The sequence below is a fragment of the Paenibacillus sp. KS1 genome, assembly GCF_001680695.1.
Taxonomy (GTDB): domain Bacteria; phylum Bacillota; class Bacilli; order Paenibacillales; family Paenibacillaceae; genus Paenibacillus_B; species Paenibacillus_B suaedae.
The window spans coordinates 32616-49441 of sequence record NZ_MAIS01000032.1; the positions used below are offsets into that span (position 1 = coordinate 32616).

Below are 16826 nucleotides of genomic sequence, written 5' to 3' on the forward strand. Positions count from 1 at the left end.
GGTTACCATGCTACACGAATGCGGTATTCTCGCAGCCAAGTGTCCATTTGAAGCAAATAAGCAAATAATTGAGGGCCGGACATCAGTTGACCGAACCAAGGAAAGTTCGAGCTCGCTTCCTCGGAGGCTGCGATACTGCGGATTCGCTCCGCATTCACAAATTGATGGAGTGGGGATGATGTATCATCCAGCCGCTCCAACGCAAGACGACGAACGGTATTCAAGTAGTTCGGATTGTGGGTTTTCGGATAAGGGCTCTTCTTGCGGTACAGTACATCTTCCGGCAATACGCCTTCAAGTGCTTTGCGAAGCAGACCCTTTTCTCGCCCACCATATGTCTTAATGCTCCATGGAATGTTGAATACATACTGGACGAGGCGGTGGTCTGTATAAGGTACACGAACTTCTAATCCTACCCCCATGCTCATTCTGTCCTTGCGATCCAGCAAGGTAGGCATGAAGCGGGTAATATTGAGATAGGACATGACCCGCATCTTGGCGGCTTGTGCATCTTCGCCAGGCAGCACAGGGACTTCGCGAACGGCATCTGCATACCGATCGGCTACGTACTGCTCTGCGCGAAGCAAGGAAGAAACTTCAGGCTTCAGGAGGCTGGAACGCAGTGGGGTAGCTAGTGCCCACGGGAAGGTACCGGCATTCAGGGCATCTTCTCGATGGAACCAAGGATATCCGCCGAATACTTCATCGGCCGCCTCGCCGGAGAGAGCGACAGTGGCGCCTTGCTTGATTTCCTTACAGAATAAGAGGAGAGAACCATCAATATCGGTCATGCCTGGCAAATCACGAACCTTCACAGCCTGTTCTAGGGAGGCGACAAGCTCAGGGGTATCGAATTTGATCCAATGATGGGTTGTGCCAAGTTCCTCCACCATACGGTAAATCCAGGGCTCATCGGCATTGGGCTGAAATGCATGAGATTGGAAGTACAGATCGTTATCAACATAATCGACCGAGTACGTATGCACCTGGCCAAGTTTATGCCGCTCGTAATGTTGAACGGTAAGGGCCGTCAGCGCACTGGAGTCCAGCCCGCCAGATAACAAGGTGCAGACGGGTACATCAGAGATGAGCTGCCGCTCAACGGTATCCTCCAGCAGCTCACGCACATGTCTAGCTGTCTGTTCGGCGTCCTCTTCATGCGGGATGCTCTCCAGCTTCCAGTAGCAATGAATTCTAAGACCATCCGGACTGTACTTCAAGGTGTGGCCTGGCCGCAGTTCTGATAGCGCTTGGTATATACCGTGTCCCGGAGTTCGAGCGGGACCAATCATCCATATTTCAGCGGCTCCCTCCAGCCCGATGACCGGTTCGATGTCCGGGTGAGCAAGCAATGATTTAGGCTCAGAACCGAATGCGAACCAGCCCTCGCCCTGTGAATAGAACAATGGCTTTACCCCGAGCCGATCACGAGCCATGAACAGATGTCTTTCTGATTCATCCCATATTGCAAAGGAAAAGATACCGTTAAATCGTTCAACACAAGCCTCTTTCCACTCCAAATAGGCAACAAGCAGCACTTCCGTATCACACTGCGTGACAAATGAATGCCCGCGGCTGATTAATTCTGTTCTTAATTCCTTCATATTGTACAGTTCGCCATTATATACAATGGCAAACACCCCTTGCTCCGTGTGCCGAACCATCGGCTGGGCGCCATTCGCGGGATCAATGACAGATAAGCGCCGGTGCCCCAGCGCACATGAACTGGTTAACCATGTTCCCTTCGCATCCGGCCCACGAGCGGATAATGTTGCGGTCATTTGTTCGACAACACCAGAACATTGGGTCAAATCACGGTTCCAGTCAATCCATCCTGTAATTCCACACATGTTACGTTCATCCTTTCCGCACCAATCTGTCCATCCGGAAGAACGAGCACCGGCATGCTGGAAGATTGAGATAATACCATGGGTATGCGCAAATCGGCATAAGATGTATGTCCATCGGGAGATGATAAAAAAAGCTTCACATAAAAGCTGAACCCCGAAGTAAACAGGGCGAGGCAATGGCCCTTAAATGGAAAGGAGGTGCTCCATGGAGCGCCAGCCTTATTATGTATCCGTACAGAATCATTCTGTTGTTGCGGAACAACATGCAGGGAGTTATGAATTTGTAGTCCATGTAAATGAAGCGGAAAGGGATGAGCTTCAAAGGCTGCTGAATGAAGTGGGGGATGCCGAAACGGATCAGATGCGGGATAGCCTCTTGTTATTGACAAGCCTATCGGATGATACGATTAACGTTCCGTATCAGCATAACCTCAACAAAGTATATGCCTACATATACAAATTCGGGACTACTGATACCAAGCGGTTTGTGGAGCAAATTTTAAATAAGGAGTGAGTCAAAAATGGAATTTAAGGCTGCAAAATTTCGTCGTCCTGTTGAAATCGAAGGGCGTCTGTGTGCAGAAGTAGGACTTATCCCTGATGATGACAAGGAGACTCCTCTGCTTGCGTATGTGGCTCCTGTACGAAATGGTGGTTATGAGATTGTTCGCCTTCTGCGCAACGATGCGCATTATGAAGCAGATTGGTATGACAACAATTTGCATAACGCCTTCGAGGAAATCGCTGCGGAGGAATTCATTATAAGCAATAACGAAATCAGCTGCAGTGATCGCGATTCGATTGTTGATGCTGTCTTAGGTTCCACAGAAGTTCGATCAGCGGTGGATGAGTTGTTTCAATTAGACACGTAATGGTATCCGTTATCATGCAGCGGAAATGGTTCGCTTTCTTATCATCGGCTTCGTGGAAAGAAATGATCAAGGTACGATGAAGGGAGGTGAGAAACGATGTCAGAGCAATTCAAGCAAAACAAGGGCAATAAATATGCCCATCAGAAGAAACATGCGGATGCCGTACTATCGAAAAACTTCAAGCATCCAGGCGAGAAGAACCATTGGGAGTTTCACAATAAGTAAAGTAAGTAAATAAGTAAGTTCTGCATCAAAAGAAGGCGGCAATTATACAAGGCTCTGCGATAAGCAGAGCCTCTCATGCAGAGGTATTCTGGGCGATGTGAGTGGGAAATAAAAAAAAAGCCTCACCAACCAATAAAAGGTTCTGTGAAGCATGTTCATGTATATTAGTAAGCAAATGAATGGCGTCCCAGGAGGGATTCGAACCCCCGACCGACGGCTTAGAAGGCCGTTGCTCTATCCAGCTGAGCTACTGGGACATGAATAAGTTAAATTTAGAACATAAATGATTGTATCAAAGAAATTGACTCTTAGCAATAGGAAAATGAAAAAATATTAATTTACATATCTTTTACAGTTTGAGTATCAGGAAAGCACATATGGTGACCGCGCAGGATAAAGAGTGAATATGATATAATGCATCATATAAGAAGCTCACCTAATTGAGGGAGAACGAGCTGCATACATAGGAGAGATTATCGTAATACATAGGCGCAGTACAGAAAGCAGGTGTTCGTATGACAGAAGATTACAAAGAGCCGGCAAAGAATAATGTCATCCTGTTTCCGAAAACTCATGATTACTACCAAATTGAGCTGACACGGATGCTGGAATCTGAGCGTTACGGCGAAGCAATTGCCCTTCTTCAATTCCTGCTGACATGTGATGGTGAGGACGAACGGATTCGGGAAGAGTGGGACGCGCTGCTGCAATGGCTCGTGTCGGCGTTCCCGGAGGCAGTACGTGCTGCTCGTGATTTGAATATGGCTGAGGGAATAGCCAGTTGGCCGGAGTCCACACCGGAAGAGGAGTCTGAAGAGACCGAACAAGATATCCTGCGACGCCAATTCCAGCAGAAGCTGAATGCGGATGGACAATATACAGAGCGATTGTTTGCTACCCTTGTAGAGGGAGAGATGGATGACCGCAAGCTCCTTATTCTTGAGCAGCTTGCAGCAGCAGAAGATCCGGGTGTTAATGAAGCTTTGGCTAAACTGCTCAAAGAGGAGAACCTTAACTCCTTGCTTCAATTCGGAATTCTTCAAGTTATGAAGAGACGGGGAATGCATGGAGAAATCCGCTTCCCTCGCGGGCAGGAGTCGCTGGTCGTACAAATAGAGGATACTCCGCTTGATAATTCGGGGTTCCCAGAGGCCGCCAAGGCACCAGCGGTGCGTGTGAACGAGGCTGCTTCTGTAAGAGAGCCTTCTCTCGCTTATTTTGCTCAGGAGATATGGCAGCAGTATTTGAAGCATATATACGGTTCTCCATCCTATGAACAGTTGTGCGGGCATGGGCAAGAGGATTCGAACGCTTGGGCGGCGGCGCTGCATTTCATCGTGGCTCGAATGCTGCGTGTCGACGAAGAAGTGGAAGTGAAGCAGCTGTACGGTATCACGAATGAACTGCGTGTGCAATATGAGCTAGCGCTCCGATCATTAAATCGATCATTGCGCGTGCAGTCATAGGATCTGAGGCTAAGCAATGAACGGTCGATAGCGCTTTCGTAGAAGGACGAATGTGGGAATGACGCCCTCCTTGAAAAAGTTATCGTAGTCGGCTATACTAAAATGGTTATTCTGGACGTGTTATGTTAGGTACACTCTAGCCATGATCTTTTTTTGGAGGGGAAGGCATAAAATGAAAGCAACTTGGGAAAAAATAGAGAAGAACATTGGGGTATTGGAAGTAGAGGTTAATGAAGATCGCGTAGCAGAAGGATTGGACTTGGCATTCAAAAAAGTGTCCAAGCGTGTTAACGTTCCTGGCTTCCGCAAAGGTCGCGTACCTCGCCCAATTTTCGAAGCAAAATATGGTGTGGAAAGCTTGTATCAAGATGCGATTGACATCATCTTGGGCGAAGTTTACACACAAGCTGTAAAAGAAACAAACATCCAACCGGTTGATCAGCCGGAAATCGAAGTTGAACAATTTGCAAAAGGCAAAACGTTCAAGTTCAAAGCAAAAGTAACAGTTAAACCTGAAGTGAAGCTTGGCGACTACAAAGGTCTTGAAGTGGAAGCTAAGGAAGCTGAAGTTACTGAAGAAGAGCTTGACGCTGAATTGAAGCGTCTGCAAGAGCGTCATGCTGAACTCGTTATCGTTGACGAAGAAACAGCACAAAAAGGCGACAGCGTTGTTATGGACTTCGAAGGATTCGTTGATGGCGAAGCATTTGAAGGCGGCAAAGGCGAGCGCTACACATTGGAGCTTGGCTCTAACACGTTCATTCCTGGATTCGAAGATCAATTGGTTGGCCTTGGAACAGGCGACTTCAAAGATGTTGAAGTTACATTCCCTGAGCACTACCATGCAGAGAACTTGGCTGGCAAGCCTGCAACATTCAAAGTGAAAGTTCATGAAATCAAGCGCAAGCAGCTTCCACAGCTTGATGATGAGTTCGCTAAAGATGTTAGCGAGTTCGAAACTTTGGATGAGTACAAAGCTGATCTTACAAAACAGTTGAAAGAGCGCAAAGGACGCGAACTGGAAGCAGCTCGTGAAGCTGAGCTCGTTGAAAAAGCATCTGCAAATGCAGAAGTAGAAATTCCACGTGCGATGATCGAGACTGAAATTCAGCACATGGTTAAAGACTTGGACAACCGTCTTCGCATGCAAGGCATGAACATGGATATGTTCTTGACATTGTCTGGCCAAACGATTGCAGACTTGCGCGAGCAAATGCAACAAGAGGCTGACAAGCGTGTGAAAAACAACCTCGTTCTTGAGCAAATCGCGAAAGAAGAGAACATCACAATTTCCGAAGAAGAGCTGCAAGAAGAGCTTGATAAAATGGCAGCTTCTTACCAACGTTCTGCGGACGAAATCCGCTCCATCTTGGAGAAGAACGGCACGATTGAAAACTTGCGTGAAGAGGCAGCTCTTCGCAAAACAGTTAAGTTCATTGTGGACAACAGCAAGAATTAATTGCATATCGGCTGCAACTGCATCATGCATGTGAGAGCGGCGTAACAGGATAAGGCACGTTACTTTTTAAGGGCGTGCCTTATTTTTTACCACCTGTCTGGTGAAAGATTGCTGGATTGTAAGTTCTTGATTTACTACATAACGTTTCACCACCCAGTAAAGGGTGTACATAATCAGTATGTAACATATTAGGCGATTCCGACCCGCGAGAAGTCACGAATATAGAGCTTATTTGCAGGGATTACGGGCATTTGCCGCACATAGAATAATGGTAATCGGTGTAAAAATGACACCACGTTCAGAAAATGTTAGAATAGAAATGTAAAGCTATGTAAAGAAAAGAGGTCGGTACCATGAATTTAATCCCGATGGTCATCGAACAGACAAATCGCGGCGAACGCTCTTATGATATTTACTCGCGTCTGCTGAAAGATCGCATTATCTTTCTGGGCAGCGCCATCGATGATGACGTAGCGAACAGCGTCATTGCGCAGTTGCTGTTCCTTCAAGCAGATGATCCAGAGAAGGACATTTTCTTGTATATCAACTCACCGGGCGGTTCAGTTACGGCCGGCATGGCAATTTACGATACGATGCAGCATATCAAACCTGACGTATCTACAATCTGCGTAGGCTTGGCTGCAAGTATGGGTTCGCTCTTGCTGACGGCTGGGGCGCCAGGCAAGCGTATTGCTCTGCCGAACAGTGAGATCATGATTCACCAGCCGCTGGGTGGCGTACGCGGTCAAGCGTCCGACATTAAGATTCATGCGGACTGGATCTTGAAGACAAGACATAAGCTGAACCAAATATATGTGGATCGCACAGGTCAGCCGATTGAGAAGATTGAACGCGATACAGATCGGGACAACTTCATGAGCGCTGATGAAGCGAAAGAATACGGTCTTGTTGACCAAGTTTTACATCCGGCAAGCCCGGGGCTCAAGTAAGGGGGGACACCGATTGTTTAAATTTAATGATGAGAAGGGGCAATTGAAGTGCTCGTTCTGCGGCAAGTCGCAGGAGCAAGTACGCAAGTTGGTTGCCGGTCCTGGCGTATATATATGTGACGAGTGCATCGAGCTGTGCAATGAGATTGTAGAGGAAGAGCTCGGTCACGAAGAGGAAGTTGATCTGAAGGATATACCGAAGCCGAAGGAAATTCGTGCAATTCTGGATCAATATGTCATTGGTCAAGAAATAGCGAAAAAGTCGTTGTCCGTAGCGGTATATAACCATTACAAACGGATTAACACCCAGAACAAGATTGAGGATGTTGAGCTTCAGAAGAGTAACATCTTGCTTGTGGGGCCTACTGGCTCCGGTAAGACACTCTTGGCGCAGACCATGGCTAAAATCTTGAACGTGCCATTCGCAATTGCGGATGCCACATCGCTTACAGAAGCAGGTTATGTGGGCGAAGATGTTGAGAATATTCTGCTGAAGCTGATCCAAGCGGCAGACTATGACGTGGAGAAGGCGGAACGCGGTATTATTTACATCGATGAAATCGATAAAGTAGCTCGCAAATCCGAGAATCCTTCGATTACTCGCGATGTATCTGGCGAAGGGGTACAGCAGGCATTGCTGAAAATTTTGGAGGGAACCGTTGCTTCTGTTCCGCCGCAAGGTGGCCGTAAGCATCCTCACCAAGAATTTATTCAAATTGATACGACGAACATCTTGTTCATTTGCGGCGGTGCGTTTGACGGACTGGAGCAAATTATCAAGCGTCGTGTAGGGAAGAAAATTATTGGCTTCAATGCTGATGGTGGTCAGAAGGATTTGAAGCCTGGCGAATACTTGACGATGACACTTCCGGAGGATTTGCTGAAATTCGGACTTATTCCTGAATTTGTTGGGCGTCTTCCAGTCATCTCGACGTTGGAGCCGCTTGATGAGCATACATTGGTTCGTATCTTGAGCGAGCCGAAGAATGCGCTGACGAAGCAGTACCAGAAGTTGCTTGAGATGGACAATGTGAAGCTTGACTTCGAGTCTGGTGCACTGGAAGCCATTGCTCGCGAAGCGATCAAGCGCAACACTGGAGCGCGTGGATTGCGTGCCATCATCGAGGGCATTATGCTTGACGTGATGTATGAAGTGCCATCGCGCGATGATGTAACAACATGTGTCATTACGGAGCAAGTAGTAAAAGAACGAATGATTCCGGAACTGACGACAGATAAGAAACAAGAGGAAAGCGCCTAATAGGCGCTTTTCCGTCCGTTTCCGACATGGGAGAGAATGTATCATGTATTTGCGACATCAGACTAGAGCTGTAAAAGTGGGCGATGTAACGATTGGCGGCAACAATGAGGTTGTCATTCAGAGCATGTGCACGACGAAGACGGCAGATGTAGAAGCCACTGTTGCGGAAATTCATCGACTTGAAGAAGCTGGATGCCAGCTTGTTCGGGTTACGGTCAACAATGAGGAAGCAGCGGATGCGATTAAGGAGATTAAGAAGCGTATCTCGATTCCGCTCGTTGCTGACATTCACTTTGACTACAGGCTCGCTTTGAAGGCGATTGAGAACGGTATTGACAAGGTCCGGATCAATCCGGGCAATATTGGGCGCCGTGAGAAAGTGGAAGCAGTCGTGAAGGCGTGCAAAGAGCGCGGCATTCCGATTCGAATCGGTGTTAATGCAGGATCGCTGGAGAACCACCTGCTCGAGAAGTATGGATATCCAACGCCAGAGGCGATGGTCGAAAGTGCTCTATTCCATATCGGAATTTTAGAAGAACTTGATTTCCACGATATTATTGTCTCGTTGAAGGCATCAGATGTGCCTATGGCCATCGCTGCCTATACAAAGGCTTCTGAGGTAATTCCGTACCCGCTTCACTTAGGGATTACAGAAGCTGGAACACTGTTCTCAGGGACGATTAAGAGTGCGGCAGGGCTCGGAGCCTTGTTATCACTTGGAATTGGCTCGACGGTTCGTGTCAGCTTGAGTGCGGATCCAGTAGAAGAAGTGAAGGTTGCGCGTGAGATGCTGAAATGTTTCGGCTTGATTTCCAATGCAGCTACACTTGTATCATGTCCAACATGCGGCCGACTTGACATCGATTTGTTCTCGATTGCGAACGAAGTAGAGGAGTATATCTCCAAAGTGAAAGTTCCAATTAAGGTATCGGTGCTTGGTTGTGCGGTAAACGGTCCGGGCGAGGCTCGTGAAGCGGATATCGGCATCGCTGGAGCTCGTGGTGAAGGGCTGTTATTCCGCTACGGAGAAATGATTCGTAAAGTACCGGAGGCAGAGCTTGTCTCTGAGTTGAAGAAGGAAATCGACCATATCGTCGCTGAATATGAGCGTACGGGTCAGATTCCAGGGCGTAAGCACTAATCGAAATATAAGAAGCTATCTTGTTATCATATGATACAAGAACACCCACATGCAGCAGTGGCGCATGTGGGTGTTTTCTTTGTCTGCATCCAAGTTTCTAATTCAATGATCTCGTTCATGTGTCAGACGAGTTAGTAACCTCAGCGATAGGAGCATTGGTTAGTGAGGGAGCATTTTGCTGCATTTTGCTGTTTCCGTTGAATTTGCCGCCTTCTTTGATAATGAAGGATTGGCACAATACATTGCCTTCCAATCTGCCAGAGCTCTCGATGATGACACTTTCTGTGACGTTGACATCACCTTGCATGAACCCTGCGATAACTAGGCTGGAAGCTTGAATATGGGAATAGGCTTTGCCCGACTCTCCAATAATTACGTTCTGATTGCAATGAACATCACCAGTAATGGTTCCCTCGATCCGTAGGTCAGTTTCGCATACAAGCTTTCCTTCAAATGTAGTAGCCTGTCCAATTAAGGTGTCGGTTCCGCTAATTTTTTTGCCAGAGGATTTGGCGAACATATCGTGCTCCTTTCTTATATAAAAATCTTATTCAGGAGTGTTTACATAAGTCATTGGATCAATAGGCTGTCCGTTCTTACGAATTTCGAAATGTAGATGAGGTCCTGTGCTCCGACCTGTTGTACCGATTTTGCCAATGAGTGTCCCTTTTTTCACCGAATCTCCGCTGGCCACAACTCTCTCGCTTAGGTGCAAGTAGCGTGTAGTAAGTCCGCTGCCATGATTCACGATGATATAATTCCCCTTCAGCTCATCCCTGTCGGAATCAATGACGACCCCTTCGGCAGTAGCGTAAACCGGATCGCCTGTATCTCCGCCTATATCTAATCCAGCATGGAATGCTTCACTGCGTTGAAACGGATCACTGCGTTCTCCGAAAAGAGAGGTGATTCGTGTGCTACCTGTTGGCCATAGGGTTGGTGTAGCGTTCAACTGCTGCTGGAAGGCTTCGGCATTCTTAAACAGAGAAGGCATTGTTCGTTCCCAATCCTGCCACTTCTTATTCATATGATGGAGCTGCTTATTCGTGTTCTCCCATGCTTCAAGTGGTGAGACAGGCTTTTGGTCGCTGCTGTTCACTTCTGTGGCGGCAGAACGAAGCGTCGACAACTTAGATGCAGGAAGCATAATATATTCACCGCCTAGCGGCAAAGGCAAAGAAGCGGTATCGCGCTTGGATGACATCGAATTGGGCTTACCCATGCTAGGAGACTGCTTGCTATTCTTTGGGTGGTTAGCGCCAGTTGGAACTTGTAAATAGGATTGCAATTGCTGTTCCCATTGTGAGATTTTGTCCATTTTCTGTTTCATATCGTTGGAAGAAGCGGTAATAATGGATAATTGCTTGTCCATCTCTGCTAACAGTTGATTCTTCTCCTGCAGCTCAAGCTGTAATTGTTCATGACGAGCAACAATATCATGCATGGTAAATCGTTGAATGACTAACGATAAAAGTAATGCGCTAATCCCGCCAATGACAATAAACATGACAAGTTTAACCACAACAGTTGGAATACTGTATTGAATAACTGGCCGATTTGGTCCTCGCATGAGCATCCACGTCCAGTGGCGATCGTTTGATTTCGTCATATTTCAAGGATTCCTCCTTAACGACACAAAGGTAAAATAAGCTAGAAACGTTTACATAACATTCCTATTGTACATGATTTTCGGTGAAAAGTAAGTAGATAATGCAACGATTCGACATAAAAATCAGTTTGTGTCGAATGACAAAAAGGTAAATTTTATCACTAATTGAAAAATGATAAAAAACATTTTGCCATCGCCCGCGATTTACGCTACAATCAGTTAGTACCGTGTTAGCAAAGTTGACATATGCGTACGACAGGACTAGACAATAAGAGAGGTGCGATATATTGATCGATCAACTTCAGGATTGGATCGGGAAGTTTAATGATTTGTGGTATTTGATGCTTATATTTGTCCTAGTAACAGCAGGATTATATTTCTCATTCCGCACAGGCTTCGTGCAGCTTTCTGCAATTAAAGAAACATTCCGTCTTATTTTGGGACGGGATAAAGGAAAGCCATCCGGTGAAAAGCAAGGCGTTTCCTCTTTCCAGGCATTCGCAATGAGTACAGCCTCACGTGTCGGTACGGGGAATTTGGCTGGAGTCGCTATTGCTATTTCGTTAGGTGGCCCTGGCGCTGTATTCTGGATGTGGATGATTGCCATTATTGGAGCGGCTTCGGGGTTTGTCGAATCGACATTGGCACAAGTGTACAAAGTGCGTGATGGCAAGCATTTCAGAGGCGGCCCGGCTTACTATATGGAACGGGCGTTGAACGCACGTTGGTTAGGCATTATTTTTGCAGTCCTCATTATTTTCAGTTTCGGATTCGTCTTCAACTCTGTGCAGGCTAATACTGCAAGTGCAGCATTCCAAGATATATTTAACTTGGATCCGATTTGGATGGGGATCATCTTGGCGGTTCTTGTTGTCCCAACGATATTCGGAGGGGTTCAGCGGGTTGCGCAGGTTACTGCGACCGTAGTTCCTATCATGGCGCTAGCATATATGGCCATTGCTTTGTTCGTCATGCTGGTCAATTTTAGCGAAATTCCGGAAGTATTTGCTTCTATTATAAAAAATGCCTTTGGATTTGAGGAGGCGCTGGCTGGCGGTGTAGGCGCAGCGGTGATGAACGGAATTAAACGTGGTCTGTTCTCGAACGAGGCCGGGATGGGTAGTGCTCCGAATGCAGCGGCGACGGCCAATGTTAGTCATCCAGTCAAGCAAGGATTGATCCAGTCGTTCGGGGTATTCGTCGATACATTGCTTGTTTGTTCGTCAACAGCGTTCATTATCCTGTTTTCTGGGATTTCAACGACAGGCGAGCAGAACGGCATTCGATTGACTCAACATGCGCTTGCGACTCAGGTTGGGGATTGGGCGCACATTTTTATTGGCTTAGCTGTCTTTTTATTCGCATTTACTTCACTTATTGGAAACTACTATTACGGTCAAAGCAACATCGAATTCATTACAAAGAAAAAGGGATGGATGCTTGCCTATCGGTTAGGTGTTGTAGCGATGGTTCTCTTCGGTTCTGTTGCGAAGATGACTCTAGTTTGGAATTTGGCAGACTTGTTCATGGGCTTCATGGCGTTCATTAATCTTATTTCCATTATGCTGCTTGGTAAAGTGGCTTTTGCGGCTTTGAAAGATTATATGGGTCAGCGTAAGCGTGGCGAGGAGCCAGTCTTCTATGCGGATTCTGTTCCAGGACTGAAGCATGCAGAATGTTGGGAAAGAAATAATAACTCATAATCGCATACGCTTATAATGCATCCGGCAAAGGGTAATACTACCAAGTAGTAAACTTTGCCGGATTTTTTTGTCCTTGCGAGGGCGTTATGGGAGGATGAAACGATGAATTTAAGCGTAATATTGATGCTGATCAATGCGTTCTTTGCCGTAGTTATTGGCATATACTTCTGGAATCTGCTGCGCAGTCAGAAAGGAAATCGCACAGCTGTTGATCGAGAATCGCGCAAGGAGATGGATAAGCTGCGCAAGCTAAGGTCTATTTCCTTGACGAAGCCGCTAGCAGAGAAGACAAGACCTGCGATCATGAGCGATATTGTTGGGCAGAAAGATGGATTGAAGGCGCTCAAAGCTGCTTTGTGCAGTTCGAACCCGCAGCATGTGATCATCTATGGCCCACCAGGCGTAGGTAAGACGGCTGCTGCGAGAGTAGTGCTGGAGGAAGCGAAGAAGAATGCGAGCTCGCCATTTACAATGGAATCCAAGTTCACTGAAATAGATGCGACGACAGCAAGATTTGATGAACGTGGCATTGCCGACCCATTAATTGGCTCGGTTCATGATCCTATTTATCAAGGTGCTGGTGCGATGGGAGTCGCTGGGATTCCACAGCCGAAGCCGGGAGCGGTGACGAAGGCACATGGGGGCATGCTGTTTATTGATGAGATTGGTGAGCTTCATCCGATACAGATGAATAAACTGTTGAAGGTACTTGAAGATCGTAAAGTATTTTTGGAGAGCGCTTATTACAATTCGGAAGACTCGAATGTACCTTCGTATATTCACGATATTTTTCAAAATGGATTGCCTGCGGACTTCAGGCTTGTGGGAGCGACGACCCGCTCTTCCCAAGAACTCCCGCCAGCGCTTCGTTCACGTTGTATGGAAATCTACTTCAGGCCGCTGCTTCCTGATGAAATCGGAGCTATTGCAGAAAACGGGCTGAAGAAAATTGGCTTCCCGCACTCGCCAGAAGCGGTAGATATGGTGAAGAAGTACGCGACCAATGGGCGTGAGGCGGTGAATATTGTCCAACTGTCGGCTGGACTGGCGATGTCAGAAGGGCGGACATCGATTGATGCGGCTGATGTAGAATGGGTTGCCAACAGCAGCCAGATTGCTCCGCGTCCTGATCGCAAAGTTCCCGCAGAACCACAGGTTGGTCTCGTGAATGGCTTGGCTGTGTACGGTCCTAGCATGGGAGCGCTGCTGGAAATTGAAGTGAGTGCGATCCGTGTGAAGAGTGGGCACGGCAAGTATACAATTACGGGTGTTGTCGAGGAAGAAGAGCTGGGCGGTGGAAGCCGAACGCTGCGCCGCAAGAGTATGGCGAAGGGGTCTATTGAGAACGTATTGACCGTGCTTCGCAGCCTGGGACATGAGACATCCAACTTCGATTTGCACATTAACTTCCCAGGCGGATCGCCAGTAGATGGTCCATCCGCGGGCATGGCAATGGCGATAGCCATCGCATCAGCATTGAATGGATGGCCTGTGGACAATAAGCTTGCGATGACAGGTGAAATCAGTCTTCATGGGCGCATTAAGCCGGTCGGCGGCGTACTTGCGAAGGTGGAAGCGGCTTTTCAAGCAGGAGCAACTCGCGTGCTTATTCCGAAGGAGAATTGGCAGGATATCTTCGCAGGCTTGGATGGAGTGCAAGTCATACCCGTCGAACACATTGAGGAAGGCTTCCAACATGCATTCGGCAGTGAATGGAAGGGAGATGCAGAGCATAAGCCGCAACCGTTCGAACGTGCCGTGGGCACCTCGCTGCCGTTGCTGCATGCAGAAGGATCGGAGAAGAATAGCAGTTCTTCTGATGGGAGCAGCTATAGCTGATCGGCCTGTGGAAAATTGGTGTTTTACTTGAACATTTGATAAAATGTTGGATGCAATGTACTAGATAGATCATGATAGCCATGGGGGTGCCGAACGATGGGGCTTAAATCGAACAAAGACCGCCGCCTGCCTCTGCTCCCGCTACGAGGCTTGCTCGTGTACCCGAGCATGGTGTTGAACTTGGATGTGGGGCGCGATAAGTCGGTACGGGCACTTGAACATGCGATGCTGGAAGATCAATTGCTGCTGTTGTGCACGCAGTCAGAGGTCAGCATCGAGGAGCCTTCTCAGGATGATATTTTCCGTATAGGCACGATAGCGAAGGTTCGTCAAATGTTACGTCTGCCTAATAACACAATACGTGTGCTTGTTGAGGGTGTTGAGCGCGCTGAGATCGTTGAATATGTGCCTAATGAGGAGTTCTATGAGGTTCAGGTGCATGTATTGCATGAAGAGACGTCGGGTGATCCTTCAGAGACAGAAGCGCTCATGCGCATGGCATTGACCCAGTTCGAGAACTATGTGCAAATGTCGAAGAAGGTGTCGCCTGAGACACTAGCTTCCGTAACGGACATCGAAGAACCGGGGCGGATGGCGGATGTAATCGCCAGCCACTTGTCCATCAAGCTCAAAGATAAACAGGCGCTTCTGGAGATGGTGGATAGCAAAGCCCGTCTGCATAAGCTGCTTGAGCTGCTCAATAATGAGAGCGAAGTGCTAGAGATGGAGAAGAAGATTGGCCAGCGCGTGAAGAAGCAGATGGAGAAGACACAGAAGGAATACTATTTGCGTGAGCAAATGAAGGCGATCCAGAAGGAATTGGGAGATAAAGAAGGCCGCACGGGCGAGGCCGAGGAGCTGCGTGCCCAATTGAAGGAGCTCGAGGCTCCGGATAAAGTTCGTGAGAAAATCGGCAAAGAAATCGATCGATTGGAGAAAATGCCGGCTTCTTCCGCAGAAGGTTCGGTGATTCGAAACTATATCGATTGGCTGCTTCAGATTCCGTGGGCTCAGCTCTCGGAGGATGATCTGGATCTGAGCAAGGCAGAATCCATTCTGGAGGCCGATCATTATGGACTTGAGAAGCCGAAGGAACGTGTCCTTGAATATTTGGCTGTACAGCAGCTAGTCAAAGAAATGAAAGGGCCGATTCTATGCCTTGTTGGCCCGCCGGGTGTCGGGAAAACGTCGCTTGCAAGGTCAATTGCGAAATCGCTTGAACGGAAATTTGTTCGTATCTCGTTAGGTGGGGTGCGTGACGAGGCGGAGATTCGCGGTCATCGTCGTACCTATGTAGGTGCGATGCCAGGACGAATTGTTCAGGCGCTCAAAAATGCGGGCACGATGAACCCAGTAATGCTGCTTGATGAAATCGACAAGATGGCATCTGACTTCCGTGGGGATCCGGCATCTGCACTGCTGGAGGTATTGGATCCAGAACAGAATAATGCATTCAGTGATCATTTCGTTGAGCTCCCGGTCGATCTGTCCAAGGTTCTGTTCGTGACAACTGCCAATGCGGTTCACAATATACCGCGTCCGCTGCTAGATCGGATGGAACTGCTGTCCTTGTCTGGATATACGGAGCTTGAGAAGCTGGAAATCGCGAACAGGCATCTGCTTCCGAAGCAGAAGGAAGCCCATGGATTGCAGGCGAATCAACTGACGGTTCAAGAGGACTGCCTTCTGAAAGTGATTCGTGAATATACACGTGAAGCGGGAGTTCGTCAACTGGAACAGCAATTGGCTGCGCTATGCCGCAAGGCTGCAAAGCGAATTGTATCTGAACAGGTGGAAGACATACAGATTCACGCCCAGCAATTATCCGAATATTTAGGTGTAGCTCGATATCGCTATGGTCTGGCAGAACAAGATGATCAGATAGGAACGGTGACAGGTCTTGCGTGGACCGAAGCGGGAGGGGATACGCTTAATATTGAGGTTACCGTTGTTCCTGGTTCCGGCAAGCTGCAATTGACAGGCAAGCTTGGCGATGTCATGAAGGAGTCTGCACAGGCTGCATTTAGCTACATCCGCTCGAAGGCGGCGCAGTGGGGATTGGAGCCCGACTTCCATGAGAAGCTGGATATTCATGTCCATGTCCCTGAAGGAGCGATTCCGAAGGATGGCCCTTCCGCCGGAATCACAATTGCGACGGCACTTGTATCGGCGTTCACTAATCGGTATGTATCCAAGGATGTTGCAATGACCGGTGAGATTACATTGCGCGGGAGAGTACTCCCGATTGGTGGATTGAAAGAGAAGTCGCTGGCCGCGCTTCGTGCAGGAATCAAGACGGTTCTGTTCCCGCATGACAATGAACGCGATCTAGCGGATATCCCGGATACAGTACGGCGGGAGCTGACCTTTATACCAGTAGCTCATATGGATGAAGTGCTGCAGCATGCGTTGCTGGAGGCGACTTCATCATAATGGCATAGCAACAAGACG

General features: G+C 47.9%; 14 protein-coding genes and 1 tRNA gene. 11 read left to right on the top strand and 4 right to left on the bottom strand.

Annotated elements, in window-relative coordinates:
* Positions 1-2 precede the first annotated feature (2 nt).
* Complete coding sequence (asnB, locus tag BBG47_RS12785; protein ID WP_065292015.1) at positions 3-1850, bottom strand: asparagine synthase (glutamine-hydrolyzing); 1848 nt, start codon at positions 1848-1850, stop codon at positions 3-5.
* Positions 1851-2055: 205 nt separating this feature from the next.
* Here asnB and BBG47_RS12790 point away from each other — a divergent pair, with 205 nt between their 5' ends.
* From BBG47_RS12790 to BBG47_RS31075, 3 genes are all read left to right on the top strand, one after another.
* On the top strand, positions 2056-2364 hold the full coding sequence (locus BBG47_RS12790; RefSeq protein ID WP_021252342.1) for a hypothetical protein: 309 nt from the start codon (positions 2056-2058) through the stop codon (positions 2362-2364).
* Positions 2365-2371: 7 nt separating this feature from the next.
* The gene (locus BBG47_RS12795; protein ID WP_065292016.1) at positions 2372-2722 is read left to right on the top strand and encodes a carboxypeptidase; all 351 of its coding nucleotides are present in this window, start codon (positions 2372-2374) and stop codon (positions 2720-2722) included.
* A 96-nt stretch (positions 2723-2818) separates the two neighbouring features.
* Positions 2819-2947, top strand: coding sequence for a hypothetical protein (locus tag BBG47_RS31075; protein WP_260612424.1), 129 nt, complete (start codon positions 2819-2821; stop codon positions 2945-2947).
* Positions 2948-3127: 180 nt separating this feature from the next.
* Here the strand turns inward: BBG47_RS31075 and BBG47_RS12800 are convergent.
* Positions 3128-3204: transfer RNA gene (locus BBG47_RS12800), tRNA-Arg, on the bottom strand.
* 258 nt (positions 3205-3462) lie between these two features.
* Between BBG47_RS12800 and BBG47_RS12805 the strand changes: the two genes are divergently transcribed.
* From BBG47_RS12805 to ispG, 5 genes are all read left to right on the top strand, one after another.
* Positions 3463-4413, top strand: coding sequence for a hypothetical protein (locus BBG47_RS12805; RefSeq protein WP_065292017.1), 951 nt, complete (start codon positions 3463-3465; stop codon positions 4411-4413).
* Positions 4414-4585: 172 nt separating this feature from the next.
* The gene (gene tig / locus BBG47_RS12810) at positions 4586-5872 is read left to right on the top strand and encodes a trigger factor (protein ID WP_065292018.1); all 1287 of its coding nucleotides are present in this window, start codon (positions 4586-4588) and stop codon (positions 5870-5872) included.
* Between the two features lie 353 nt (positions 5873-6225).
* The gene (clpP, locus tag BBG47_RS12815) at positions 6226-6822 is read left to right on the top strand and encodes an ATP-dependent Clp endopeptidase proteolytic subunit ClpP (RefSeq protein ID WP_021252338.1); all 597 of its coding nucleotides are present in this window, start codon (positions 6226-6228) and stop codon (positions 6820-6822) included.
* Between the two features lie 13 nt (positions 6823-6835).
* Complete coding sequence (gene clpX / locus BBG47_RS12820) at positions 6836-8083, top strand: ATP-dependent protease ATP-binding subunit ClpX (RefSeq protein WP_021252337.1); 1248 nt, start codon at positions 6836-6838, stop codon at positions 8081-8083.
* A gap of 43 nt (positions 8084-8126) precedes the next feature.
* Positions 8127-9224: a flavodoxin-dependent (E)-4-hydroxy-3-methylbut-2-enyl-diphosphate synthase gene (ispG, locus tag BBG47_RS12825; protein WP_021258198.1), complete on the top strand. Its 1098-nt coding sequence runs from the start codon at positions 8127-8129 to the stop codon at positions 9222-9224.
* A gap of 115 nt (positions 9225-9339) precedes the next feature.
* Here ispG and BBG47_RS12830 read toward each other — a convergent pair whose 3' ends face one another.
* The gene (locus BBG47_RS12830) at positions 9340-9744 is read right to left on the bottom strand and encodes a bactofilin family protein (protein WP_065292019.1); all 405 of its coding nucleotides are present in this window, start codon (positions 9742-9744) and stop codon (positions 9340-9342) included.
* A gap of 27 nt (positions 9745-9771) precedes the next feature.
* Entirely contained in the window at positions 9772-10833 is a 1062-nt protein-coding gene (locus tag BBG47_RS12835; RefSeq protein WP_065292020.1) for a M23 family metallopeptidase, read from the bottom strand.
* 287 nt (positions 10834-11120) lie between these two features.
* Here BBG47_RS12835 and BBG47_RS12840 point away from each other — a divergent pair, with 287 nt between their 5' ends.
* The 3 genes from BBG47_RS12840 (at position 11121) to lon (ending at position 16808) form a co-directional block, all read left to right on the top strand.
* Positions 11121-12536, top strand: coding sequence for an alanine/glycine:cation symporter family protein (locus BBG47_RS12840; protein ID WP_175400529.1), 1416 nt, complete (start codon positions 11121-11123; stop codon positions 12534-12536).
* Between the two features lie 102 nt (positions 12537-12638).
* Positions 12639-14375, top strand: a complete 1737-nt coding sequence (gene lonB, locus BBG47_RS12845; RefSeq protein ID WP_065292021.1) for an ATP-dependent protease LonB — start codon at positions 12639-12641, stop codon at positions 14373-14375.
* Positions 14376-14471: 96 nt separating this feature from the next.
* The gene (gene lon / locus BBG47_RS12850) at positions 14472-16808 is read left to right on the top strand and encodes an endopeptidase La (RefSeq protein ID WP_065292022.1); all 2337 of its coding nucleotides are present in this window, start codon (positions 14472-14474) and stop codon (positions 16806-16808) included.
* Positions 16809-16826: the final 18 nt, after the last annotated feature.

What these genes read in the sequence shown, in the direction of transcription:
- asnB (WP_065292015.1), bottom strand. Translation starts at nt 1,850, where the DNA reads ATGTGTGGAATTACAGGATGGATTGACTGGAACCGTGATTTGACCCAA.
- BBG47_RS12835 (WP_065292020.1), bottom strand. Translation starts at nt 10,833, where the DNA reads ATGACGAAATCAAACGATCGCCACTGGACGTGGATGCTCATGCGAGGA.
- clpP (WP_021252338.1), top strand. Translation starts at nt 6,226, where the DNA reads ATGAATTTAATCCCGATGGTCATCGAACAGACAAATCGCGGCGAACGC.
- BBG47_RS12795 (WP_065292016.1), top strand. Translation starts at nt 2,372, where the DNA reads ATGGAATTTAAGGCTGCAAAATTTCGTCGTCCTGTTGAAATCGAAGGG.
- tig (WP_065292018.1), top strand. Translation starts at nt 4,586, where the DNA reads ATGAAAGCAACTTGGGAAAAAATAGAGAAGAACATTGGGGTATTGGAA.
- BBG47_RS12805 (WP_065292017.1), top strand. Translation starts at nt 3,463, where the DNA reads ATGACAGAAGATTACAAAGAGCCGGCAAAGAATAATGTCATCCTGTTT.
- BBG47_RS12830 (WP_065292019.1), bottom strand. Translation starts at nt 9,744, where the DNA reads ATGTTCGCCAAATCCTCTGGCAAAAAAATTAGCGGAACCGACACCTTA.
- lon (WP_065292022.1), top strand. Translation starts at nt 14,472, where the DNA reads ATGGGGCTTAAATCGAACAAAGACCGCCGCCTGCCTCTGCTCCCGCTA.
- ispG (WP_021258198.1), top strand. Translation starts at nt 8,127, where the DNA reads ATGTATTTGCGACATCAGACTAGAGCTGTAAAAGTGGGCGATGTAACG.
- lonB (WP_065292021.1), top strand. Translation starts at nt 12,639, where the DNA reads ATGAATTTAAGCGTAATATTGATGCTGATCAATGCGTTCTTTGCCGTA.
- BBG47_RS12790 (WP_021252342.1), top strand. Translation starts at nt 2,056, where the DNA reads ATGGAGCGCCAGCCTTATTATGTATCCGTACAGAATCATTCTGTTGTT.
- BBG47_RS31075 (WP_260612424.1), top strand. Translation starts at nt 2,819, where the DNA reads ATGTCAGAGCAATTCAAGCAAAACAAGGGCAATAAATATGCCCATCAG.